The organism is Mucilaginibacter flavus (genome assembly GCF_030409315.1).
In the GTDB taxonomy this organism is placed as follows: Bacteria; Bacteroidota; Bacteroidia; order Sphingobacteriales; family Sphingobacteriaceae; genus Mucilaginibacter; species Mucilaginibacter flavus.
The window spans coordinates 107601-133201 of record NZ_JAUFPS010000028.1 but is presented as its reverse complement, the minus strand read 5'-3'; the positions used below and the strand labels follow the sequence as shown (position 1 = coordinate 133201).

General features: G+C 46.5%; 16 protein-coding genes. 12 read left to right on the top strand and 4 right to left on the bottom strand.

Annotated elements, in window-relative coordinates:
- The first annotated feature begins 16 nt into the window (after positions 1 to 16).
- From QWZ17_RS11925 to QWZ17_RS11910, 4 genes are all read left to right on the top strand, one after another.
- Entirely contained in the window at positions 17 to 1138 is a 1122-nt protein-coding gene (locus QWZ17_RS11925) for a ligase-associated DNA damage response exonuclease (protein ID WP_290305440.1), read from the top strand.
- A complete protein-coding gene (locus QWZ17_RS11920) occupies positions 1135 to 2751 on the top strand; it encodes an ATP-dependent DNA ligase (protein ID WP_290305439.1) in 1617 nt (538 codons plus the stop codon). The genes QWZ17_RS11925 and QWZ17_RS11920 overlap by 4 nt, the downstream gene beginning before the upstream one ends.
- 313 nt (positions 2752 to 3064) lie before the next feature.
- Positions 3065 to 3526: a MaoC family dehydratase gene (locus QWZ17_RS11915; RefSeq protein ID WP_259094292.1), complete on the top strand. Its 462-nt coding sequence runs from the start codon at positions 3065 to 3067 to the stop codon at positions 3524 to 3526.
- Positions 3527 to 3659: 133 nt separating this feature from the next.
- Positions 3660 to 4205, top strand: a complete 546-nt coding sequence (locus QWZ17_RS11910; RefSeq protein WP_290305438.1) for a transposase — start codon at positions 3660 to 3662, stop codon at positions 4203 to 4205.
- 211 nt (positions 4206 to 4416) lie between these two features.
- Here the strand turns inward: QWZ17_RS11910 and gcvP are convergent, their stop codons facing one another.
- Complete coding sequence (gene gcvP / locus QWZ17_RS11905) at positions 4417 to 7326, bottom strand: aminomethyl-transferring glycine dehydrogenase (RefSeq protein ID WP_290305437.1); 2910 nt, start codon at positions 7324 to 7326, stop codon at positions 4417 to 4419.
- Between the two features lie 122 nt (positions 7327 to 7448).
- Here gcvP and QWZ17_RS11900 point away from each other — a divergent pair, with 122 nt between their 5' ends.
- Positions 7449 to 10853 carry a T9SS type B sorting domain-containing protein gene (locus QWZ17_RS11900; RefSeq protein WP_290305436.1) on the top strand — a complete coding sequence of 1135 codons (3405 nt, stop codon included), beginning with the start codon at positions 7449 to 7451 and terminating at the stop codon, positions 10851 to 10853.
- Between the two features lie 57 nt (positions 10854 to 10910).
- Entirely contained in the window at positions 10911 to 13280 is a 2370-nt protein-coding gene (locus QWZ17_RS11895) for a T9SS type B sorting domain-containing protein (protein WP_290305435.1), read from the top strand.
- On the opposite strand, the gene QWZ17_RS11890 is transcribed toward QWZ17_RS11895, so the two are convergent.
- A complete protein-coding gene (locus QWZ17_RS11890; protein ID WP_290305434.1) occupies positions 13273 to 13989 on the bottom strand; it encodes a pyridoxine 5'-phosphate synthase in 717 nt (238 codons plus the stop codon). The genes QWZ17_RS11895 and QWZ17_RS11890 overlap by 8 nt on opposite strands.
- Positions 13990 to 14078: 89 nt before the next feature.
- On the opposite strand from QWZ17_RS11890, the gene QWZ17_RS11885 reads away from it, so the two are divergent.
- From QWZ17_RS11885 to QWZ17_RS11865, 5 genes are all read left to right on the top strand, one after another.
- Positions 14079 to 15071 carry a polysaccharide deacetylase family protein gene (locus tag QWZ17_RS11885; protein ID WP_290305433.1) on the top strand — a complete coding sequence of 331 codons (993 nt, stop codon included), beginning with the start codon at positions 14079 to 14081 and terminating at the stop codon, positions 15069 to 15071.
- A 174-nt stretch (positions 15072 to 15245) separates the two neighbouring features.
- Positions 15246 to 15581 carry a tRNA-binding protein gene (locus tag QWZ17_RS11880; RefSeq protein ID WP_290305432.1) on the top strand — a complete coding sequence of 112 codons (336 nt, stop codon included), beginning with the start codon at positions 15246 to 15248 and terminating at the stop codon, positions 15579 to 15581.
- Positions 15582 to 16052, top strand: coding sequence for a nucleoside deaminase (locus QWZ17_RS11875; RefSeq protein ID WP_290305431.1), 471 nt, complete (start codon positions 15582 to 15584; stop codon positions 16050 to 16052). It begins immediately after the preceding gene.
- Between the two features lie 202 nt (positions 16053 to 16254).
- Complete coding sequence (locus tag QWZ17_RS11870) at positions 16255 to 16866, top strand: superoxide dismutase (RefSeq protein ID WP_290305430.1); 612 nt, start codon at positions 16255 to 16257, stop codon at positions 16864 to 16866.
- Positions 16867 to 16931: 65 nt separating this feature from the next.
- Positions 16932 to 17957: a ferredoxin--NADP reductase gene (locus QWZ17_RS11865; protein ID WP_290305429.1), complete on the top strand. Its 1026-nt coding sequence runs from the start codon at positions 16932 to 16934 to the stop codon at positions 17955 to 17957.
- A 135-nt stretch (positions 17958 to 18092) separates the two neighbouring features.
- On the opposite strand, the gene QWZ17_RS11860 is transcribed toward QWZ17_RS11865, so the two are convergent.
- On the bottom strand, positions 18093 to 20366 hold the full coding sequence (locus QWZ17_RS11860) for a GH92 family glycosyl hydrolase (RefSeq protein ID WP_290305428.1): 2274 nt from the start codon (positions 20364 to 20366) through the stop codon (positions 18093 to 18095).
- A 641-nt stretch (positions 20367 to 21007) separates the two neighbouring features.
- Positions 21008 to 21259 carry a hypothetical protein gene (locus tag QWZ17_RS11855; protein ID WP_290305427.1) on the bottom strand — a complete coding sequence of 84 codons (252 nt, stop codon included), beginning with the start codon at positions 21257 to 21259 and terminating at the stop codon, positions 21008 to 21010.
- Between the two features lie 1233 nt (positions 21260 to 22492).
- Here QWZ17_RS11855 and QWZ17_RS11850 point away from each other — a divergent pair.
- Positions 22493 to 25600: a PKD domain-containing protein gene (locus QWZ17_RS11850; RefSeq protein ID WP_290305426.1), complete on the top strand. Its 3108-nt coding sequence runs from the start codon at positions 22493 to 22495 to the stop codon at positions 25598 to 25600.
- The last annotated feature ends 1 nt before the right edge of the window (position 25601 follow it).

Here is a 25601-nt window from a genome sequence, read left to right as displayed (position 1 = left end):
AGGTTTATGTTATACCATGGCCAAAAAACCATTACTTGAATTTACAGACAAAGGCATTTACTGCGCGCAGGGCAAATTTTATATTGATCCCTGGAAACCTGTGGATGATGCCGTGATTACCCATGCCCATGCCGACCATGCTTATGTGGGGCATAAGCATTACCTGGCGCATTATCTATCTAAAGAAGTATTGCTTTACCGCCTTGGCGAAATTCAACTGCAAACGGTGGAATATGGCGAAACCATCATGAAAAATGGTGTTGCCATATCCTTGTACCCGGCCGGACACGTAATCGGCTCGGCGCAAATCAGGGTAGAGTATAAAGGTGAGGTTTGGGTAGTATCCGGCGATTATAAGGTGGAGGATGATGGCATTTCCACGCCTTTTGAACCAGTGCAATGCCATCACTTTATATCAGAATGTACCTTTGGCATGCCTGTTTATACCTGGAAACCGCAGGCGCAAATTTTTGATGATATCAACAAATGGTGGCGAACCAACCTGCACAATGGCCTGGCTACGGTTTTGGTTGGATATTCCTTAGGCAAAGCCCAGCGCATCCTACAAAACCTCGATCTATCAAACGGAAAGGTGTATACCCATGGCGTAATTGAAAATACCAACGAAGCCCTGCGCCGTAACGGGGTGGTGCTAAATCCAACGGAAAGGATCACCCAGGATTCAGTAAAAGAAGAGGTGCGGAAAGGGATTATCATAGCGCCGCCATCATCTGTAGGTACACCATGGATGCGCAAATTCGGGCCGTATAGCTTTGGCTATTGCTCGGGCTGGATGGCTATCCGCGGAGCCAAACGCCGCCGCGCTGCCGACAGGGGTTTTATCCTCTCGGACCATGCCGATTGGGACGGCCTAATCAGCGCCATTGACGCCACCCGATGCGAAAGCGTTTACCTTACCCATGGGTACACGGCCACCTTTACAAGATATTTAAATGAGATTGGCTTTGACGCGCATGAGGTACATACTTTGTATGGAAGCGAGGAAGAAGAAGCCTCACCCCAGCCCTCTCCAGAGGAGAGGGAGCCTGAAAATCAAGGCGAAGACATTAACGAACATGCTCATAAAATCCTCTCCTTTGGAGAGGATTTAGGTGAGGCTGGAGGGACCATTTCATGAAAGCCTTCGCCCAACTTTTCCTTTCTTTAGATGAAACCAACAAAACCAACGAGAAGGTTAAGGTTTTAAAAGAGTATTTTAACGCCGTACCCGATACCGATAAAATGCACATGCTGGCCCTGTTTACCGGGCGCAAACCTAAGCGGCAAATCAACTCCACCTTGGTGCGTACCTGGGCCATTGAAGCATCTAATATCCCCGCATGGCTGTTTGAAGAAAGCTATCATGTGGTTGGCGATTTGGCCGAAACTATGGCGCTGCTCATGCCGCAAAGCGATGTGAGCAGCAGTAAAACTTTGACTGAATGGATAGCCGAGATCAACAACCTGAACGATAAAACCGAAGAGCAGAAAAAGGAATGGCTATTAGCCTCATGGGCGATGCTGGATAACCAGGAACGTTTTGTGTTTAACAAACTGCTCACCGGCAGTTTCCGAGTTGGGGTATCGCAAAATTTGGTGATTAAGGCTTTGGCCGATATTTCGGGTTTGGAGGCTGCAGTACTTACCCACCGCATTATGGGCAGCTGGCTGCCCGAAACCTTCCAGTTTACACAACTGATGGAGGAACAGGACGCTGCCGAAAATATTTCAAGACCATATCCCTTTTTCCTGGCTTACCCCATCCAGGAAACATCCGAGAAACAAAAAACACCCGATGAAGTAGGCGCCACACTCGGCAATCCGGCCGACTGGCAGGCCGAGTGGAAATGGGATGGTATCCGCGCTCAAATGATCAAACGCGACGGCGAGATTTTTATCTGGAGCCGTGGCGAAGACCTGGCTACCGAAAAATTTCCGGAATTGCATCCGTTTTTAAATGCCCTGCCGGATGGTACCGTGATAGATGGCGAAATTCTGAGTTTTCAAAATGGATTGCCCATGCCTTTTAATGTATTGCAAACCCGCATCGGCAGAAAAAACCTGAGTAAAAAGATATTGGAGGAGAGTCCGGTCGCAGTTATCGCTTATGACTGCCTGGAATACAAAGGCCAGGACATTCGCGCCAAAACACAAAGCGAAAGGCGGCTGATATTAGAAGAGCTACAGGCCGCTACTGCTTATCCCGAAGTGTTCCGGATTTCGGCATTGATTAAATTTGATACCTGGGACGAGTTAGGGCAAATCAGGGAGCAATCGCGTGATATGATAGCCGAAGGGATTATGCTTAAACGCAAAAGCGCCGCTTACCAGGTTGGCCGGAAGCGGGGCGATTGGTGGAAATGGAAAATTGATCCGCTTTCGGTAGACGCGGTAATGATCTACGCCCAAAAAGGCCACGGTCGCCGTGCCGATTTGTATACCGATTACACTTTTGCCGTTTGGGATGGTGATAAACTGGTACCCTTTGCCAAAGCTTACTCGGGTTTAACCGATGCCGAGATCAACAAGGTAGACTATTTTATTAAACGCAATACCATCGAAAAATTTGGCCCGGTACGCACCGTAAAGCCCGAACTGGTTTTTGAAATAGGGTTTGAAGGGATCAATAAATCTACCCGCCATAAATCGGGCATAGCGTTGCGCTTCCCCCGTATCCTACGGTGGCGGCAGGATAAACCCAAAGAGGAAGCCGATACACTGGAAAGTTTGAAGGCTTTGTTGGGCGAATAAGGGTAAAACATCTAAATTGGGTTAACATAACTTAACACATTTCAAACAAAATAACATGTAAATATTTGAAAATCAATATTTTAAATTTTCGCGTGATTAACATTGGACTGATTGTTTTAGTAATTTAAATGCATCTAATATTTATGCCTATTGTTGGCTAAATAAGTTCAGGAGAGAATTGATTTTTAACCATGGCAAAATTCCGTTTGATGTTATTTATACGCGTTTGCATTGATCAAGAGAATGAGTGCAGTAATGCTGCAAACCTAAAAAATTGTAACTTCGCCATCTTTAACAATAAACTGACCATCAAATGTTAACCATTAATAACTTCGCGGAATTTGAAGCACAGGTAGGTAACGATCTTGGCGCTTCGTCATGGTACAAAATAACCCAGGAGCAGATCAATAAATTTGCCGATGCAACCTTAGATTACCAATGGATTCATACCGACCCGGAAAGAGCTAAAACCGAAAGCCAGTTTGGTGCTACCATCGCCCACGGCTATCTTACCCTATCGTTGGTACCCTATCTATGGAAAGAAATTGTAAAGGTTGAAAACCTGAAAATGGAGATCAATTACGGCATCGAAAACCTGCGTTTTGGCCAGGCGGTATTGGTTGATAGCGAAGTGCGCCTTAAGGTAAAATTAGCCGGACTGGTAAATCTACGTGGCAACATCAAAGCCACCATGGCAACCACCCTTGAAATAAAAGATCAAAAGAAACCGGCGTTTACAGGTGAGATTGTGTTTATATATAATTTTACGGCGTAACTCCTAACGTAGAGACGCAATATTTTGCGTCTCCCACCAGACGAGCGAATTTGCAACAGCGATTTGCAAAAGTGATTTGCATGCGGGAGACGCAAAATATTGCGTCTCTACAAAGAACCAAACCTTATTTTTCATGGAGGAGAAATTCAATAATAAATTCCGGATACCGGCAACCCGCTTATCAAACTGGGATTATGGTTCTAACGGTTTATATTATATTACCATCTGCACAAAACAAAGACTCCATTATTTTGGCGATATCGTTGCATCAATCGACGAAAATCAAGTTTCATTAAATAAAACCACTATTGGTGAAATAGCTTATAATAACTGGATTGAAATCCCCAACCATCACCCATTCATAGACTTAGACGAGTTTGTATTAATGCCCAATCACCTACACGGAATTATTTTCATCAACAGGTCCGATAAGATTGATTGGCAGCCCAATAAATTTGGTGCGCAAAGCAAGAATTTAGCTTCGGCCATGCGTGGTTACAAAGCATCAGTAAAAACTTATGCAACAACTAATGAAATAGAGTTTTCATGGCAGCCTCGATATTTTGATCGGGTGATCCGCAATGAAAAAGAATATCAAAATGTAAAGGAATATATCTTTAAAAACCCAGAAAATTGGTTGGCTAACGGCGATAACGAAGACAATTATTTTCCAATGTAATTAGTTCCCCCAACGTAGAGACGCAAAATTTTGCGTCTCCCGCTATACAGAGCGATTTTACAGAGACGATTTAAATTTGACGGCGAAATTTGCACGGGGTGATTTGCACGGGGTGATTTGCACGGGGGAGACGCAAAATATTGCGTCTCTACATGAAAAAAAATATCCTTAAAACGTAAAAGGCCTCATCACTGAGGCCTTTTACGTTTTATCATGTTCCGTATTCCGGGGTGGTTACTTCGCTTTCTTCAAACTCGTAATCTGTTAATGGCGGGCATGAACATATTAGCGTTCTATCGCCATAGGTATCATTAACCCGGCCTACTGATGGCCAGAATTTGAATGCTGCTACGTATGGAAGCGGGAAGGCCGCTTTTTGGCGTGTATACGGGTGCTCCCACTCGTTGCCGGTAATTACGGCTACCGTGTGCGGCGCGTTTTTCAACGGATTGTCGGTTTTATCTAATACACCGCTTGCCACATCGGCAATTTCATTACGAATGGCGATCATCGCGTCGCAGAAACGGTCGAGCTCGTGCTTAGGCTCAGATTCTGTTGGCTCAACCATTACCGTGCCCGCAACCGGGAAAGATACTGTTGGCGCGTGGAAACCATAGTCCATTAAACGTTTAGCAATATCAGTAACCTCGATGCCGAAAGCTTTAAACGAGCGACAATCCAAAATCATCTCATGCGCGCAACGGCCGTTGGCACCGGTGTATAATACCGGGAAGTGATCCTGCAAGCGGGTTTTAATATAGTTGGCATTCAGGATGGCGTAACGGGTCGCGTTGGTTAAACCTTCGCCGCCCATCATGGCTATGTAAGCATGTGAAATGATTAATATAGATGCTGACCCCCATGGAGCTGCCGATACCGCGTGGATAGATTTGCCCCTGTCAATATCAACCACAGCATGACCCGGCAAATAAGGCACCAGGTGTTTAGCCACACCGATAGGACCCATACCCGGACCACCACCACCGTGAGGGATACAGAAGGTTTTGTGCAGGTTAAGGTGACAAACATCGGCACCAATATTGGCCGGACTTGTTAAACCTACCTGCGCGTTCATGTTGGCACCATCCATATAAACCTGGCCACCGTTTTCATGAATGATTTCGCAAATTTCGATGATCGATTCTTCGAACACACCGTGGGTAGATGGATAGGTAACCATCAGGCACGAAAGCTCATTTTTATATTGCTCTGCCTTGGCTTTCATATCGGCAACGTCGATGTTACCGTTATCATCGCATTTAACAACCACTATTTTCATACCGGCCATGGCTGCAGATGCAGGGTTTGTACCGTGTGCTGACGATGGAATTAAGGCAATGTTACGATGGGTATCGCCCCTATCGTGGTGATAAGCGCGGATAACCATTAAGCCGGCGTACTCGCCTTGCGCGCCCGCGTTTGGCTGTAAGCTCATGGCTGCAAAACCGGTAATTTCGCTTAACCAGTTGTTGATTTCATCAAACAATTGCATGTAGCCGCCTACCTGGTCGGTTGGTGCAAAAGGGTGAATTTTGCTGAAATGATTCCAGGTAACCGGGATCATTTCGGTAGTAGCGTTCAGTTTCATGGTACATGAACCTAAAGCGATCATAGAGTGGCATAGCGAAAGATCTTTTGCCTCTAATGATTTAATATAACGCAGCATTTCATGTTCTGAATGGTGCGAGTTGAATAACGCGTGCGTTAAGTAGGCAGAAGTACGTTGTAATTCAGCAGGAATAACAGTTTCCAAACCGTTTTTCAATCCGTCGAAATCAACATCGGTCAGGCTTTTACCCAATACTTTGGCAAAAAACCTTACAATGGTTTTGATATCCTCGGCCGAGGTAGTTTCATCAACAGAAATGGTTACAACCGAGCCATTGTAGCTAAAGTTCATTTCGTTGTTCAGGGCCTCAGAATGGATTGGGCCGGCTAAATGGGCAACATCAAACTTCAGCGTATCAAAGTAGCTTTCGTTCAGTTGTTTGTAGCCTAATTCGCCAAGGGCTTTGTCTAAAAGGATAGCTAAACCGTGAATCCTTTCGGCAATCAGTTTAACTCCCTGCGGACCATGATACACGGCATACATACCGGCCATAATAGCTAACAATGCCTGCGCGGTACAAATATTTGAAGTTGCTTTATCCCTGCGGATGTGCTGCTCGCGGGTTTGCAAAGCCATACGCAAAGCATAGTTGCCGGCGCTATCAATAGTTACACCAATGATACGACCAGGGATAGAGCGTTTGTACTCTTCCTTAGTGGCAAAAAACGCGGCATGCGGACCGCCAAAGCCCATTGGTACACCAAAGCGCTGGGTTGAACCAACAACAATATCGGCACCCCACTCACCCGGAGGCGTTAACAGCACCAGGCTCATGATATCGGCAACAACGGTTAGTTTAATACCTTTTTCGTGGCCTTTAGCGGCAAAATCTGTGTAGTTATAAACAGCGCCATTACCTGCAGGGTATTGAACTATAGCACCAAACATATTTTCGGTTAGCTCAACAGTGCGGTGATCGCCTATTTGCAGTTCGATGCCGTAAGGCTCAGAACGGGTTTTTAAAATATCAATAGTTTGCGGGAAAAGTTCTTCAGATACAAAGAACACATTGGCAGCATTGTTTTTGCGCAGGCTGTACTGCATAAACATAGCTTCGGCAGCGGCAGTGCCCTCATCTAATAACGATGCGTTGGCAATTTCCATACCGGTAAGGTCAATTACCATGGTTTGGAAGTTTAATAAGGCCTGTAAACGTCCCTGGGCAATTTCTGCCTGGTAAGGCGTGTACTGGGTATACCATCCCGGATTTTCGAGAATGTTACGCTGAATAACGCCCGGCACAATCACATCATAATAACCCTTGCCAATGAACGATTTAAAAACCTTGTTTTTTAAAGATGTTTGCTTTAAAGTAGTGAGGTAATCAAATTCGCTTTTAGCGGGCGGTAAATTGAGTGGATTTTTTAGCCTGATCCTGTCTGGTACAGTTTGCGCTATCAGTTCATCAAGTGAATTAACACCGATGGTTTTTAACATTTTTGCCGTATCGGCCTCATTTGGAGCAATATGCCTCGATTGGAATTGTTCCTGGTAATCTGCGTTAAGCTTCATGAAGTAGTCGTCCCCTTAAATTTAGCGCAAAGGTACACTTTTACAAATTGAGTAACAATTGCGTAATACCATATTGACAAAGCGTTTACAGGAAAAAAATGTATTTTAGATGCTAACTTATTATGTACCGTTCACTACTGCTTGCCTTATCCATATTATTTATCATAACTTCCACTAAGGCAGCTGTGTTTGTAGTAACCAGTAATGCCGATAGCGGGCCGGGTACTTTACGGGAGGCGTTGACTTTGGCTGCGGCTAATGGGAGTGCCGAAAAGGATTATATCAATTTTAATTTGCCGGATTTGAGTGAGGCGGGGAGGACGATAAGAGTGATTCTGCAATTGCCAGACCTTACATCTAATTTAGTAATAGATGCGTCTACTCAACCGGGCAGTAAGTTTGGCGTTACCGATTCTAAAATTAAAATAAGTACTGCTTTTAAATATCCAGATAATTTAACCTCTTTTCACTGCCAAGGGGCCGATTTCATTGAAATATATGGCATCTGGTTTGATTGTGATATATCTGCTTGGGGAGGCCCGGCTATTGACATAAAAAACTTCAACACCCTTGTTATTGGAATGCCGGGAAAGGGCAATTTTTTTGAACGCGGTAACATCAATATTAACATCGGTAAGAAATGTAGTTTTCAAAGCAATATTTGCTGGACAGATATTACAGGCGAAATAGCACGAAGCGGCGCTATGAGTATTTTTGATTGTGATAACGTTGTAATTGGTGGAAGCGCAAACGCCAAAAATGTTATAGCAGGTATAACTCAGTTGTTTTTTTCTAATCCTAATGGCAACAGTCTCGACCTGAGCTACAATATAATGGGCACAAATTACACAGGTACAAAAGCGCCATATGGCTTCAACTTGATAGATCAAACCAGAGTATCTATCACCGGTCCCTACGGCACTAATGGGATGCCTCTAAATGTTCCGTTAAATGCAGTTATAAAAGACAACATTATTGCCGACGTATATGGTTATGATTTATTAGAAATTGGTGCGTTGGGTGGCAAAATCATCATTCAGGGTAACGCTTTTAATACAGATTATGATGGCAAATTAAACTTCAATGAATTTAGTCAGAGTATTGCGGAGTATGCTATTGGTTTGGGTGTAGATGCCGAAGTAATTATTGGCGGCGATGATCCCTCACAAAAGAATTTGATAGCCTATGTAGAAGATGGCATAGGTTATGATCCGCACGGTAAATATAAGATTACAAGAAACAGCATATTTTGCGTAGGCGAAAATAGTTTCGTGGGATATATAGATGGCGACTTACTGCCCCAAGTAAAAATAACCAGTGTATCGCCCACTTTGGTTAGCGGAACGGCCACTCCAAATGCAGTTATAGAACTTTTTAAAGCTGATTGCGCGTGTGCTACGCCACCCAATCCTAAAACCTATTTTGCAACAATCAATGCCGACGCAAATGGAAAATGGTCATATAATGGCGTTGTAGATAGCTATGTTATGGCCTCTGCCACATTTAACAATTTGACAGGATATTTTACTGGTTTAAATATTGATGATTCAAAAGCGACCATTACAAGCGCCACGTGTAACAACAAGGGTTCAATAACGGGTATTGTAACGCCTTATTCAACAGGCTTTCGTTGGTACGATAACAATAATAAATTAATAAGCACAAACCTCGACCTTAAAGATGTGGACGCAGGCACCTATACCCTAAAAATTGCATTCGGAACAGCTTGTGAACAAACAAAAACATTTACTATAGAAGATAAATCTGTTAAAATTAACGCTGATAATCTTCAAATTACAAGGCCATCATGTGGCACCAAAGGTTCAATAACAGGAATAACTGTTGCTCCTTACGATGCTCATTACAAATGGACTGATAAAAATGGTGTAATATTATGCAATTGCGTTGATTTGTATGATGTCTCGGCAGGCACTTATACCTTCACAGTAGAAAATGCTGATGGTTCCTGTAAGCAAACTTCAGGTCCCTATCTCCTAAAAAACACGGATGGCATCAATATCGATGATTCAAAATCCAAAATCATCAATACTAATTGCGGTCAATCAATAGGCTCCATAACTAATCTAACAGTAACCGGTAGCGGAGTACTCCATTACAGCTGGCGCGACGACCAAAACCAGGAAGTTGCCCAAACAAAAGATCTTACCGGCAAAGCAGGTGGTAAATACACCCTGCATGTAACCGATGATACACAATGCGGAGAGGTAATTTCATCAACATTTGAAATTAAAACCGAAGGCGCAATTGTATTAGACGAGAGCGCCAAAACTATACAGCCCGCTACCTGCCAGTATGATAATGGCGGCATAAAAGGGATAACCGCGCCAGGCGCAACTATTTACAAATGGTACAATGTTAATAATCAACCGGTATCAGATAATCTCGATCTGGATGGCGTTGCCCCTGGCTCCTATTACCTTGTGGCCAGTAACGCCAACGGCTGTAGCGCCAAATCAACAACATTCACTATTGAACGTACTCCACGAAGCATTATTGGCAACACCAAAGTAATAAAAAATGCTACCTGCGATGAAAACAACGGCAGCATTACCATTATATTTCAACAACAGCCTGCACCGGTTGCAAAGTCATTCCGATGGGTTAATCATACCACGGGTGCAAGTGTAACCACTACAGATCCTGAATTAAAAGGCCTTGATGCAGCCTCTTATGACATTTACGTTACCGAGCAAAGCGGATGCGAATACTTGTTGGCCAGCTACACGGTTAACAGAGACGTGGGTTTAACCGTAACGGCAGATAACGTGCAGGTTAATGACGATCATTGTGAAACCAGCACCGGGAGCATTAAAGGCATTTACGCCGCCGGGGCTACCCCGCTCTCTTTTGTATGGACAGACGATCATGACAATATTGTAGGTAACGCTCCCAATCTTGAAAATGTAATAGCCGGCACTTACCATATTAAAATAACAGATGGCTCCGGATGTACCCAGGGTTTGGTGTATAGTGTTAATGATAAAACTGAAGCGGTAAATCCGCCCTCGGTTACAAATCTCGACCTGTGCACAGCTGGTAACGCGCTACTGGTGGTAAATAACGCAAATAGCAACTACAGCTACCGGCTATACGATGATGCCAACAGCCCAGCTCCTTTAAGTGAGCAGCAAAACGGCAGGTTCGCGGTGAACGTACCGACCGATAGAAGCTATTATATAAGCCAATTCAAAGGCAATTGCGAAAGCGCCCGGGTTGAAATAAAAATTAAAGTAGGAATCAGCTCAATAAACATAGCCAACACCTTTAGCCCCAATGGCGATGGGCATAACGATTACTGGAAAATTAACGGGATAGAAAGCTATCCGCAGGCCGTGGTGCAGGTATTTAATCGCAATGGGCAAAAACTATTTGAATCAAAAGGTTACGGCACGCCTTTCAACGGCACTTATAATGGTAAAACCTTACCAGTAGGCACATATTTTTATATCATTAATCTTAACAAAAATTGTAACTTGCTGTCGGGCAGTTTAACCATCATCAGGTAATACCAATTAGCTGCGCCAAATATTCAGTTTACTATTCTTCAAAGCAATTGATGAGCCATGTGGTGCAGGCAATTTATGCTGATGTTGTTTGTTGCGTTGTCTTGTTTACAAGCCTCGGCAACTGTATTTGTGGTGAGCAGCAATGCCGATAGCGGCCCGGGTACCTTGCGCGATGCCTTAGCCCAGGCAGCAGCCAATGGGAGTGCCACACAGGATATTATCAATTTTAATCTCCCTGGTTCGGGCGCGCAGGCTTTAACTATAAAGCTGTTTACCCAATTGCCCGAGGTTACCTCAAACCTTGTTATTGACGGCAGCAGCCAACCCGGACCAAAACTGGGCAACAGCGATGCTAAAGTTTACATTATCCCCGATGTAAGCTATACCTTCCCGGGTACAAAAGCGGCCGCGCTGCTCATGACCGAAACATCAAACGTTGATATTTACGGGCTTTGCATTAAAGGGTATGATAGTAAGCTCACCAACTTTAATGGCAACCTGCTTTTTACGGCAATATCTGCCTATGATTGTGTTAACGTTACCATTGGTGCACCGGGCAAAGGCAACGTTTTTGCCGATAATATTTATGGCATTTACGGCGGTACAGCATCGTTAACCGATTCGAAAAACAACACCAATTTTATCATCGAATCTAACTTTATCGGGTACGATGAATCGGGCACCAATGTGGTTGAATTGGGTTACGCCATTGATCTTACTGCCGACGACTCGTTTATAGGGGGACCAGCCTCGCTCGATAGAAACTACTTTGCTAAAAACGTAACCATAAACGGCCAGGGCAATAGCTTTGTAAACAACTCCCTATCGCTTGATATTCACCGGCAGGATATCAGGGAAGCCGGGGCATCTGTATTAATAAAGTTTGAGGGTTCGGGGGTTCAGGTTACCGATAATGATTTTTGCGCCACCCAGTTTCAGTTTATATCGGTGAGCAACCTCACTTTCTCGCGTAACAAACAAAGCGATCTTCCGGGCAATTCCCTGTTATATTTTTTTAAATGCAATTTTGGTTTTATAGGCGATGACGACGAAAGGGATATGAACTTTTTCAATAATGACGGTGGTGCCATGTACGCGGTTGAATCATCAAACATCGTCATCAAAAAAAACAGCATTTCCTGCAATCAAAAACCTTACCTTATATCGGCGGGAACAGCAGTACCAGATATTAATGTGTTGGTAAACTCCAAAACAGAATTTTCTGGTACAGGTACGCCGGGGGCCGACATTTATATTTATAATGATAACACCGATTGCTCCGTTTGTAACCCGGTACAATATTATGCTGCTACAACGGCAGATGCCAGCGGCAAATGGAAAATAACCGGCGACTTTAATACCAAAAAATTAGTAGCCAACGCCATTTTCAACAACAACACATCAGAATATACCCAACCCCAGGTATCGGCCGACGATGCCGACCATGATATTATCCAACCTTCCTGCGATAAAAACAACGGATCAATCACCCTCAAAAACCTAAAAAATGTGATTACCGTAAACTGGTTTACCAGCGATGATCAACCAGTGGGGAGTGGCGTAAAACTTGATAATGTTGGGCCGGGTATTTACTACGCCAAATGCTACAGCGGTTCCTGCAACGCCAAATCTATAAACTTTACCCTTACCAATTACACGCCATCAATTGATGCTTCGGGGCTAACCAAAACAAACGCGCATTGCCATGTTAATAACGGCAGTATCACGGGTATTAAACTGCCTGCGGTAACCAACGCCGCATTTACACCCGTATGGAAAAATGCTGACGGCACCGTGGTGGGAAATAATATAGATCTTAAAGATATCGGTCCGGGTACTTACACTTTGGCATTGGGCGTAAATCAATGTGTTATACCTTACGGACCAATAACAATTGTTGATGAGGCCAGAATAATAGCCCCGCCTACAGTAAATAGTTTTGAACTTTGTACGCCAGGGGCAGCTGTAATCCCGGTTGCTAATCCTGTGGCAGGTACCACCTATCGTTTATTTGAAACAGAAAGCGGTGTCACTCCTTTAGATGAGCAAACAAGTGGGGTTTTTCATGTTACCATAAGCAATAATACCAGCTATTATGTAAGCGCTTATAACGATGGTTGCGAAAGCGAACGAACAAAGGTTAACATTACGGTAGGCTTATCAGCGGTAAGCATAGCCAATGCCATAACGCCAAACGGTGATGGCCAAAATGATTACTGGCAAATTAAAGGCATCGAAAATTACCCATCGGCCACGGTAAAAATATTTAACCGCAATGGCCAAAATGTATTTGATTCCAGGGGTTATGCTCGTCCGTTTGATGGTACTTTAAATAAACAAAAACTTCCCTCGGGCACTTATTATTATATCATTAGCTTAACTACCGGCTGCAATATGCTATCGGGCAGTTTAACCCTGATTAGGTAAGCTGCTTTAAATACATTTGAATGGTATTTTCCAGGCCATAGTACAAGGCATCGCTTATTAAAGCGTGCCCTATGCTTACTTCATCTACTCCTGGAACATTTTGCGCAAAGTATTTCAGGTTGTGTAAATCCAAATCGTGCCCGGCGTTAATACCAAGGCCTAAACTTTGGGCAGCTAAAGCTGCCTCGATATAAGGAGCTACCGCCAGCTCTTTATCTTGATGATAGTGGGTAGCATAACCTTCGGTATAAAGCTCAATTCTATCGGTACCTGTTTTGGCGGCGCCTTCAACCATGGCAGCAACCGGATCAACAAAGATGGAAACGCGGATACCTGCCTCTTTAAAAACCGCTATCATATCTTTTAAATAATGATAATTGGTAATGGTATCCCAGCCATGATTTGATGTGATCTGCCCCAAAACATCGGGTACCAGGGTAACCTGCTCTGGTTTGTTAGCCAGCACCAGGTCAATAAATTTTTGCTCCTGGCAATTACCTTCAATATTAAACTCGGTAGTAACAATTTGCTTCAGATCAAAAACATCCTGGTAACGAATATGGCGCTCATCCGGGCGAGGGTGCACAGTTATTCCCTGCGCGCCAAAGCGTTCGCAATCCTTAGCAACCTGTACCAGGTTTGGGTTATCGCCCCCGCGCGAGTTACGCAGGGTAGCTATTTTATTGATGTTGACAGATAAACGGGTCATGGCTGATGATTATTTTACTTTGGCAAATATCATTATTTACTTAGCTAACATTAAAAACAATTTATGGATTAAGATATTTGCTATTAATTATGAAAAAAAGCTACCGGGTTTTATTAATCAGTTCCCTCTTATCGATATTATCGCTGCCGATATTTGCCCAGGCCAACTATCGTAAAATGGAGAACTATAAAATATTTTACGGCTGGGCCCACCATTTTCCGCAGGATTGGATGGTGCTGCGCCAGTTTGAAAACGAGGGCAAAACATATTTGATGTTGGTAAACCCGCAAACACTGGTAACCAAAATTGATGAGCAAAGCTTTTACGAAGTAAAGCCGATGAGCATGACCGAGGCGCGCAGTTATTTCAGAAATACGCCTTATCAAAAAGCGCTCACCAAAGCCGAAAAGCAATCGGTAGCCATACAGGATGCCGGGATAGAAAGCGGCGTACCCAAGGAAACCGGCATCAGTTTAACAGCGGATCTTTGTCCATCGCACCGGCCGCTTGATAAACGTATCTTTACCGATATTTTTAACGAGTTTAAAAAAGTAGAACAGCCTGTGCCTGTAGCCCTATCTGTAACCGGCATATGGATGCGGCAGCACCCACAGGATTTGGAATGGCTTAAACAGATGCAGGCCAAACACGAGATCTACATCACCTGGATAAACCACTCCTTTAACCATCGCGTAAGCTCAAAAGCGCCATTGAAAGAGAACTTTTTACTGGAACCAGGCACCGATATCAGCTACGAAGTGTTAGAAACCGAAAAGGCGATGCTCAAAAACGGCTTGCTGCCCTCGGTATTTTTCAGGTTCCCGGGGCTGGTATCAGATCAGCAATTGGTTTACAGGATCACCGACTTTGGGCTGATCCCCGTTGGTACAGATGCCTGGCTGGCTAAGGGACAACAGCCACAAGCAGGCAGCATTGTACTCATCCATGGCAATGGCAATGAACCTACCGGCGTAAATGATTTTATTAAACTGCTGCAATCCAAAACTCAATCCATTGCCAAAAAACAATGGTTGCTATATGACCTGCGCGAAAGTGTAGATGAAGAATTTCAAGGGCAATAAGCCAGCTGAACAGCTAAAGTGTTGCGCTTTTGTTGCGTTTTGCAAATTATGGCAATTCGCAATCATTTGACTACTAACACAATATACTTTTTTACTATTTCACTTGTTGCGCAACGCAACAAAAAATCTTGATTCTTGATTCTTGTCTCTTGATTCTATTTTACCTTTGCCACTATGGAAACCATCACCTGGCACGATTTTGAAAAAGTAGAACTACGGGTAGGCACTATTTTGGAAGCTGTAGACTTTCCAGAGGCCCGTAAACCCGCTTTTAAGGTTAGGGTTGATTTTGGGGAGTTCGGTATTAAATGGTCGAGTGCGCAAATCACCAGGCATTATACAAAAGAACAATTAACGGGCAGGCAGATTGTTGGTGTGATCAACTTTCCTAAAAAGCAGATAGGCAAATTCATGTCGGAATTTTTAGTGACCGGCTTTGCCGATGAAAATGGCGATATAGTTTTAGCAGCTGTTGATAAACCCATGCCAAACGGCAGTAAACTGATATAAATGAGGTATATAAACTTTGAGAGCGAGCCGGAGATATCGCCCGATGATTTCTTTATGAATGAGGCCCTTAAAGAGGCCCGCTACGCCCTGGAAGAAGACGAGATCCCCATAGGGGCCATTGTAACCCATGGTGGTAAAATTATTGGCAGGGGTCATAATTTAACCGAGCGGTTGAACGATGTATCGGCCCATGCCGAAATGCAGGCCCTTACCGCCGCGGCAAACTCTATGGGAGGAAAATACCTGCAAGGCTGCACGTTGTACGTAACCATGGAACCCTGCGTAATGTGCGCTGGCGCGTCCTACTGGTTCCAGGTAAGCAGGATAGTTTTTGGTGCTTATGATACCAAACTGGGCTTTGGCAGGCTCAACCAAAAAATAACTCATCCCAAAACCGTTATAACCGGCGGCATTAAAGAAAACGAATGCTCGGAACTGGTGAAGAATTTTTTCAGGAGCAAACGAAAGTAGATTTTTGGTTCATGGTTGATAGATCATGGTTCATGGCAACTGCGAAGGATTAATGACATAGTACATCCGGCTATGATCTGTGAACCATCAACTATGAACTCCCTAATCAACTTATACACAAACTTGACATTAAATTAGAACAAAAAGCAAATTCTACTCTTATATTTGTTCATCACAATCATTAAACTTTAAAATTGTAATTATGGCATTTACACTACCGGCGTTATCCTACGCTACCGATGCATTGGAACCGCACATTGATAAATTAACCATGGAAATTCACCATGGCAAACATCACCAGGCTTATGTTACTAATTTAAATAAAGCCCTTGAAGGTAAACCAGAAGCTGATAGCAGCATTGAGGATATCATCAAAAATATTTCAAAATTCGCGCCTGCTGTTCGCAACAACGGCGGTGGTCACTACAACCACTCTTTGTTTTGGACTTTATTATCACCAAACGGTGGTGGCGAGCCTACCGGCGCTTTAGCAGCAGCTATTACCAGCACTTTTGGTTCTGTTGCCGATTTAAAAACCAAAATCAACGAAGCTGGTGCAACCCGCTTTGGCTCTGGCTGGGCTTGGTTAGTTGTTACTGCTGATAAAAAATTAGTGGTATCATCAACTCCTAACCAGGATAACCCATTGATGGACATTGCCGAAGTAAAAGGCACCCCAATTTTAGGTATCGATGTTTGGGAGCACGCTTACTACTTAAAATATCAAAACCGTCGTCCTGATTACCTTGCCGGTATCTGGAGCGTGATTAACTGGGCACACGTAGCCGAACTTTATACAAAAGCTATCGCTTAATTCCATTAAGCTTATAAATTTGAAGCGGCAGGATGCAATACATTCTGCCGCTTTTTTTAATGCATATGACCGCCGGGATACTCAAACTAAAGCTGGAAAACATTAAATGGGAAACGCCGGATACGGCTACCTTTTACCTGAGTAACACCGCGATAGACGAACGGATTACCTATAAAGCCGGGCAGTTTATCACGCTGATATTTAACCACCGGAACGAGGAGATCCGCAGGTCATATTCGTTAAGTTCATCACCGGATGAACCTTTGTTGGGCATCACCATCAAGCGCATCAGCAATGGCGAAATTTCCCGCTTTATGCTTACCAAAATGCAGCCCGGGGATGTAATTACCGCCCTGGCACCCACGGGTCGCTTTACCATAGCTAACTATCAGCATAACAAGAACATATTGCTTTTTGCCGGCGGTAGCGGCATCACTCCCATATTTTCGCAGATCAAGTATATCCTGAACCGACCAAGCGGTAGCAGGCTAACACTAATTTACAGCAACCAGGACGCGGCATCTATACTGTTCAAAGCTGAGCTTAACCAGCTTGCAGTTTTGCATCCCGATAGATTTACCATTCACTACCTGCTTAGCAGCGAGGCCAACCGCCTTAACCCCGACCGCGTAGAGGCCATTACGAGGCAGACAGCCAGCAACAACTTAAACACAGCCGAATTTTATCTCTGCGGACCATTCCCATACATGCGCATGATCCGTTTCGCGCTGGTGTATATGGGGATTGAACCAGGACAGATTCGCAGGGAAAACTTTGTATTAGAGACAGTTGCGGCAATCAACAGCACCACTAACTTTGCGCCCCGCAATATCAGGATACTCCACGCCGGCGAGGTGCATGATGTTACCGTGGGCGAAAACCAAAGCATACTGCAAGCAGCGCTACAAAACAATATCCCCCTGCCCTATAGCTGCCGCAATGGGGTATGCTCAACCTGCGTGGCTAAATGTACCGGCGGAAAAGTGGAGATGGTAAAAAACGATGTACTCACGGAGGCCGATATCGCCGAAGGCTGGGTGCTAACCTGCACCGGCCACCCGGTTGATGATGGGGTGCAGATTAGTTTTTGAGCATCTCCTGTGGTGCACCTTTAACGTACCTGTTAACCCACGTTAACACCTTCCCGGGCACCCTTTGAGTGTCCGTTTAGCTATCTTTGGGCATCCTTTCATTTTTACAGCGAAAAAATCAACCGGTTTTTGTCATCAATTTGGTTTGGCCGACATCCATAACTCCAGTTTGCCGCCTTTTAAAATATCCTTAAAACTGATGAACCGGTCATTCAAAATCCGGCCATTCAATTTGGCCCACCGGATGTAGATATTTTTTGCCGAGTTGTTGTGCGCCTCGATCAAAAACTGCCTGCCCTTAAAATATCCGGGGTTAAGGTTGATGCGGGCCGACCGGAAAAGCGGACTGGTTAAATCAACCCTTAAATCTGGCGAGGTGCCGCCATTCATTTCAAACAAGCCAAGCGAACTCATCACAAACCAGGCCCCCATCTGCCCCTCGTCTTCGTCGCCGTTCCAGCCTACGTAGGGCGAGGCATCATAAAACACATCCAGGATGCGGCGGGTGTAGTATTGGGTAAGCGATGGTTTGCCGGCATAGTTAAACAGGTAGGCGGCCTGCATGTTTACCTCATTGCCCTGGTTAATGTAGTACTCTGCCGATTGTCCCATCGTTCTATCCAGCGCGTGGGCGGCAAACTTTTGGGTTTCGGATTTTTGGAAGCCGGTGGTTAGGCGTTTCAAAAACGTTTCGCGGTTTACAAAGTTTACCAGGCCGGGAATATCGTGCGGAACGTAAAACGAATACTGCCAGGAATTTCCCTCAACAAAATGACTTACCGAAAACAGGTCGAAGTCACTAATCAGATCGCCATTCTCCTTTTTCGGCACCACGTAGCGGCTTATTGGGTCGAAAACGTTTTTCCAGTTGGATGATCGTTTTACAAAAAAATCATAGTCATTATCCTGGTGCAGCAGGCGGGCCATCTGGGCTACACACCAGTCGTCATAAGCATAGTCCAGGGTTTTGGAGGTGGCACCTTTTTCAACGGGTACGTAGCCCAGGCGGGCGTACTCGCTAATCTGCGGGTTACCGGGGTAACCGCCGCAGGCTGTGCCGGGCTCAACCTCTACATTCTTTTTCATGGCGGCGTAGGCAATATCGGTATCTTTGGTAACAATGCCTTTTAAATAAGCGCTGGTCATTAGCGCCATTTCATGCGAACCTTCCATAATGCCCGAGTACTCAATCCCCGCCGGACCCTTAGATAGCCAGCCGGTTTTCTCGTACATCTCCAGCTGGGTATCCACCAGTTGCTGCACCACATCGGGCGCGGTGAGGGTCCACAACAGGTTGAGGTTCCAGAAGCTGTTCCAGTAGGCATCGCCGCCAATCATCACTTTTCTATCGGCAGGCAATTGTTGTACCTGCTCGCAGGCATCGGTGTATTTGCCATTGGCATCGCTCATGATCATTTTGGCGGTAAAGCAGCGGTAAAAGTTGGTGTAAAACTTCTTCTTATCGGTTTCGCTGCCACCATCAACGGTAATAGTTTTTAAAGTATTGTTCCACAATTTGCGGTTGGCGGCTACCAGGGCATCAAAGTTCCAGCCGTAGGGCTTCAGTTCGGTTTGCAGGTTAAGCCGGGCCTGGGCAATGCTCACAAAGGAGATACCCGTACGGATAAGCACCTGCTGGGGCTTATTGGTAGGATAAGTTACATACGCGCCAATTTCATGCGCGCCTTTTACCTCGGTATGGCTATGCGTTTCGGACTGGTTAAGGTAGCCGTTAAAATCATGAAAAGGCTTGTTAAACTGCATCACAAAATACATGCAGTAATCATTAAAATTGGCCGAAGTTGATTTGGCATAGCCCTCAATTTCGGTATCGCTTACTTTGGTAATTTGGGCGTCTTTCAAATCCACCCCGTACTCCGATGGCAGGTTAAGCTGTATCATAATACGGTTACTGCTATCGGCCGGGAAACTGTAGCGTTGCACGCCCGTACGCTCGGTAGCCGTAAGCTCCACCTTAACCCGTGGGTCTAACAAATAAACCGAATAATACCCCGGCGAAGCATGCTCCTCGCGGTGATCAAACCTGGAATGGAATCCTGCTCCTGCCCCTTTAAAAGGCTCGTCGGGCGCGCCGGGTGCCAGGGTAAGGTCGCCGTTGGCGGGCATCATGAGCAGGCCGGCCATCGTCCACCCGTGTAAAAAGCTAAAACCGTGAATGCTGCCTGTGCTGTATTCGTACCCGCCCTGCCAAACACTCCGCTGGTTATCCGGACTAAGCTTCACCATCCCGTTGGGTCGTGTAGCCCCCGGGAACAGCATCCACCGCGAGTTGGAAGTACCAATAAAGGGATCAACATAATCAACCGGCTGCTTTTGCTGCCCGTAAGCCAGGCAATCGGCACCCACCAGCAAACAGCCGGCAAAAATCATTTTAAAAAATTTCTTCATTATGCGATATTGGTATCGGTAACCGGCAATATAATTTAAGTATTTCCATTGTTTTACAATCAGCATATTTAATTGTACATACATAAATACATATTTTATTTTAAAAACAAAACATTTAAAAAAAAATCCCTGCTCCATCATCCAAAAAATCCCATAGTCCGCCAGTCCAAAAAGTCCAACATGGGCGTTGCCTGCGGCCGTGCTTTTTGCTCATACGCGCACAGGGCATTAGCCACAGGCCGGTATCCGCGCCAATCACTAACGCTTATCCTGGTTATAGCCCTTGCTTTGTCCTTTGTCCATGCTCCTTTTGTCCAAAAGTCCCAAAGTCTGCCAGTCCCAAAAATCCCACCCCCCTCTCCCTCCTTACTGACAAAGTTGTGTCACCGCTTCTTATTTTTTTGTGTGGTAACTTTGTTTAGTCAGGCGGCAAGATATTTATTATCAAAAAGTTGCAACTGTATATTATAATATTATTTTTGTTACACAATTAAACCCAAACGCTTATCACCCCGATGAAAAGAACCCTCCTTTTTGCTTTTTCAGGTGCATGCTGCGCACTATTTTGTTTTTTTACCAACCAGGATCTTTCCGGCAAGTGGACCGGCTCGCTTAAAAAAGCCGACAGCACCGCTTTCCCCTTAACTTACCAGTTTATACTCACGGCCTCCACGCTCCAGCTGACCACGCCCCTGACCGACACGTACAAGGTCAGCAGCGGCGGGAGCGGCCCGGCGTACGTCTGTTATGACGAGGAGCGAGCGACGTACGGGCATTGATGTGCCTTGCGTTCCGGCAGGAGCATCAGGATAGACCATGAACGCTCTTGGGTGCGTATCACAGCCCCGCACCGTACCCCCATCGGCATGGGCAACCCACCCTGTACAGACCATGTCGATGGGCTGAGCGGCACCAGCCGAACCAATTTTCAGACGGTTCTTTAGCGCCTTTTTATCCTGTAAATAGGTCCTTGCCCTAAACCTTAGATATTTTTTACGATTTATTAGGCGATGCGCTTTGAGGATATTATTTTAGCGGTACTTAAACAATCACATGCAATGGAAATAACATCCCCTCAAGGTATTCATCTAAAGGCGTTAGCCTCTCACGATTAAGGCTTTGCCTACTTTCTGATCTTATTAATTAAATCCAACGATGCGGGTTGCCAATCAGCAACCGGTAACAAATGCTTAACGCGCCATATGAACAAAAGACTAGCCCTATCAATCTTCTCGACCGCATCCTTGTTTCTGGGCACCGCCTATGCCCAGAAAAACAACGTCAGCGTTAACCCGCTAACCGGCACGGCCAACGTGGTCATACCGCTATATGAGTACAAGCGTGGCCAGGTTGATATTCCCATCAGTATCAGCTACAGCGCAACGGGCGTCAAAACCAAGGACGTGGAGAACAGTGCGGGCATGGGCTGGCACTTGAACGTGGGCGGCGAAATATCCAGGCAGGTTCGGGGGCTCCCGGATGACTGCCTAAAGGACAACAGCAGCCTCGACCGAAAGGGATGGATGAACAACGCCAATGCGGCGAAGATCAACGCCCTTTTCGCCACGGCAAACGATAACAACCCGGCAACCTGTACGGACGGAGACAGCCAGGTTAGCTACATCAACAGCAATTTGGCAGACCTGTCCGACACCGAACCGGACATTTTTTACGTGAACGCGCCGGGATTGTCCTGCCAGCTGGTTTACGACCAGGTCAACGCCAGGTTCCAGGTTCTGGGTAGGCAGGACCTGAAAATCACCTACGTGACAAACATCCCCACTTCCCTAACCGTTCCCGGCGGAATCAGCTACTTTATGATCACAAACGACAAGGGGATCAAGTACACTTTCGGCGCGCCGGAAACAGTGATTCAGACGACCACCGGTGGCACGCCGGTATATTACAAGAACAGATACAACCAATACCAAAACGGGGTGACCTACTATAACAACTGGCACCTGACCAGCGTCCTTGACGACGGGGGCTCAGGCGTCACGTTCAGTTATTCCACCGCCCACGAGCGGGACAGTACCGACCCGGTATCATTGTATATGCCGGGCGCCACCACGCCCACCGTCCAGTACAAGGTCCAGCAAAGGTTCACACCGCAGATACTGAATACGGTGCAGGCAAACTACAGTTCGGATAACTCGGCCGACGTGCTTACGTTTTCCTGGTTCTGGACAGACTCGGAAACCTACCTTGACCCCGGCACCAACAAGCTGGTCACTTATGGTTCGGGGCAAACCCTGCTGACCGGCATTACCGGTGCGGGCATGAACTATACCTTCAACTATGATTTCCCCGGAGACCCCGTCTACGGCACCGGGTACAAGCGGCGTTTCTTGCGGAGCCTGGCCGACAACCGTGGCTGTGCGCCGATCAGCTATGGCTTCCAGTACGCGGGAGAGCAGCATACCTCGGGCAGCACCGTGTACACCACCACCCTGCCCGACTCGTCGACAACCAAGGTTGACTACTGGGGGTATTATTCGACCGCCAATACCAGCACCACTTCCATTATGCCCAAGGTGTGGATCACCACGCCTACCACGACGCAGCCGCAGTATGCCATTTACCAAAGCAGCGGTACGGGCGGCAACTATTCCTACTATTCAACCAACGGCAACATCCGGTCGGCCGATGCGGCCAACGTGATGTCGGGCAGCCTTACCAAGGTTATTTACCCGGAGGGCGGCAGCACCACGATGACGTACGAATCAAACGACTATGTCGACGGCGCCTCGGGAGCGGTGCTGCTCGGCAACGGCATCCGGGTCAAGCAGATCATCGACAGCGCAGGAGCCGTCAACCCGATGGTAACCAATTACAGCTACCAGATTCCGGTATCGACGCTGAGCAGCGGCAAGCCCTTGTCCCTGCCCGCCTACGCGTTCAGTGTGCCCTATACAGGCAGCGCAACCGGCAACACGCTTTATAATCTAACTACCGTTGTGTCTGATAACGACCTTTCTGACGAAGATCATACCATCATGTACAGTTTTGTAAGGGAAGGCCGCACGGGAGCAGGCAATACGCTTTACCAGTACTACGTGCCGGCTACCTACTGGAATACCTCGGGAACGCCGGCCTGCGCGGGCTGCACGGCCGATTGGTTTCCAACGATTAACAATGTACAGCGTACGACCTGCACTACCGCCACCGGCCCGGCCGCCGCCAATACCTGGGGGTACCCGTTTGCGCCGAACCCCAATTACGATTTTGAGCGAGGGCTTGTCCAGCAGGTAATCCGGTACAATGAGGGAAACACGCAGGCAAGCGTAACCAGCTATACCTACAACCGCTCCTACTCGCCGTCCACGATCAGCGGCGCCAGGATAGACGACCTGCCCTTCCCTAATGGCGCGGCCGGCCTCAAATCGCTGTCCAAGTATTCCCTGAACTACAAGACCGACGAGCTGCTGGTGCAGGAGACCACCCAGGTATTTGACCTGCCAGGCACACAGTCCAAGACCACGACTGTTAATTACGCCTTCAACAGTCCCAACCACAAGCTGCTGACCCAAAAGCAGGTGACCAACAGCGACAACAGCAGCCTGACCACCAATATCAAGTACGTGAAGGATTATACAGGCCTGGCGTCAAGCGCCAACAGAAACGTCAATGCGCTGTACAACCTTCAGCTCCTGAACGAAAACCTGCCCGTCGAAACCTACCAGCAGGTAACGCGCGGCACCACCACAAAAACCACCGGCGCAAGCCTGGTATTGTACACCGATTTTCCGGCAGGTTCGGCCGGTAATTACAAGTATCGCCCATCGGCCCAATACGGCTTTGTAAATGCCGACGGGGCTGCTTCCTTCACGCCCTCAAGCGCAGGTGGTACTACATTTACCAAAGATGCCAGTTACCCGGCATTGCCCGCCGTGAATTTCACGGAATATGACTATTACGGCACCCTGCAAACAACTGATGACGGGCGACATCACGTTAGCGCAACCGCTTTTGATAACTACAACTCAGCACCGGCAATCAGCGTTTCCAATGCCGCCGCGTCTGAGATTGCGTTTAATGATTTTGATAGCGACATGCAGACCCAGTGGACGTTTGCAAAAACGGGCACTTCATCATTTACTGTACCTGCAGGAAGCCACAGCGGCCTGGCTACCGCCCTGGGCACGGGGCAGGCATTTAACCTTACGCTTAAGAAAAACGCGGTTTCGTCCAATTATATCCTATCGGCCTGGATCAATACCACTGCCCAAGGGAGCATCGCGTTTAGCTTTTCGGCAGCGTCCGGCAGCAGTACCGTCAGCCCCCAGGTTATTCCGAACACCGCGGGCACCTGGAAGTACCAGGAATGGAAGGTAGCCCTTGGCACCATAACCGGTACTTTCACTGTCAGCATCTCCGCAAGCGTAAACGCGGGCATCGATGACGTTATTTTTTACCCCGAAAATGCCGAGGTGACTACGGCCGGGTACGACCCGGTTACCCACCTTAAAACATCGGCTACCAATACCAACGGCATATCCGCCTATTTTATGTACGACGCGCTTCGCCGCCCGACGTTCACCCTGGATGAGAACCACAGCATCGTAAGCAAGCAAACCTACGTGATGCAGTCGCAGGCGCAAAACTTTAACCCGGTTATCTCGGCACCCGGCAACATACACGCTAACACCGCGTCAACCTTCGCTATCAGCGGGTACGATTACTGCACCTCTACGGGCATGCTAATCACCTGGGATTTCGGGGATGGCACCAGTCCCGTTACCACGGCGCTTTCAAGCCCGCCCGCGCACACCTATACCACTACCGGAACCAAGACGGTGAACGCGACCATAACGTCGCCCATTTACGGAACAAAGGTTTTGGCCCCGGTGTCCGTTACTGTCGGCGTGCCGCTGGTCACCCTTAGCTTTGTCAATTACACCACCTACAATAGCACCATGGTAAGTTTAACGTTTTCGAATACCACCACGGGCGAGGTGTTTAATGTAGCTGGTAGCGGCCTCGCGAACAACAACTATACCATTACGCAGGGAGTGTACGTGATTTCGGCAAGCATAGGCCCGCTCTGGCAAATTTATAACCCCAGCACCGGGGTTGGCTGGAGCAGCATGTTGTTAACAAACAATACCGGCATTTTTCAATGCAGCAACACAGATGGCAACGGCACGGCTAAGTGCCTAAACGTCAATTTAAATACAAGTACAGTGCTTGAAGTAGATATTAATCAGGTAAACTGCGCCCAGGCCACCCAATAAA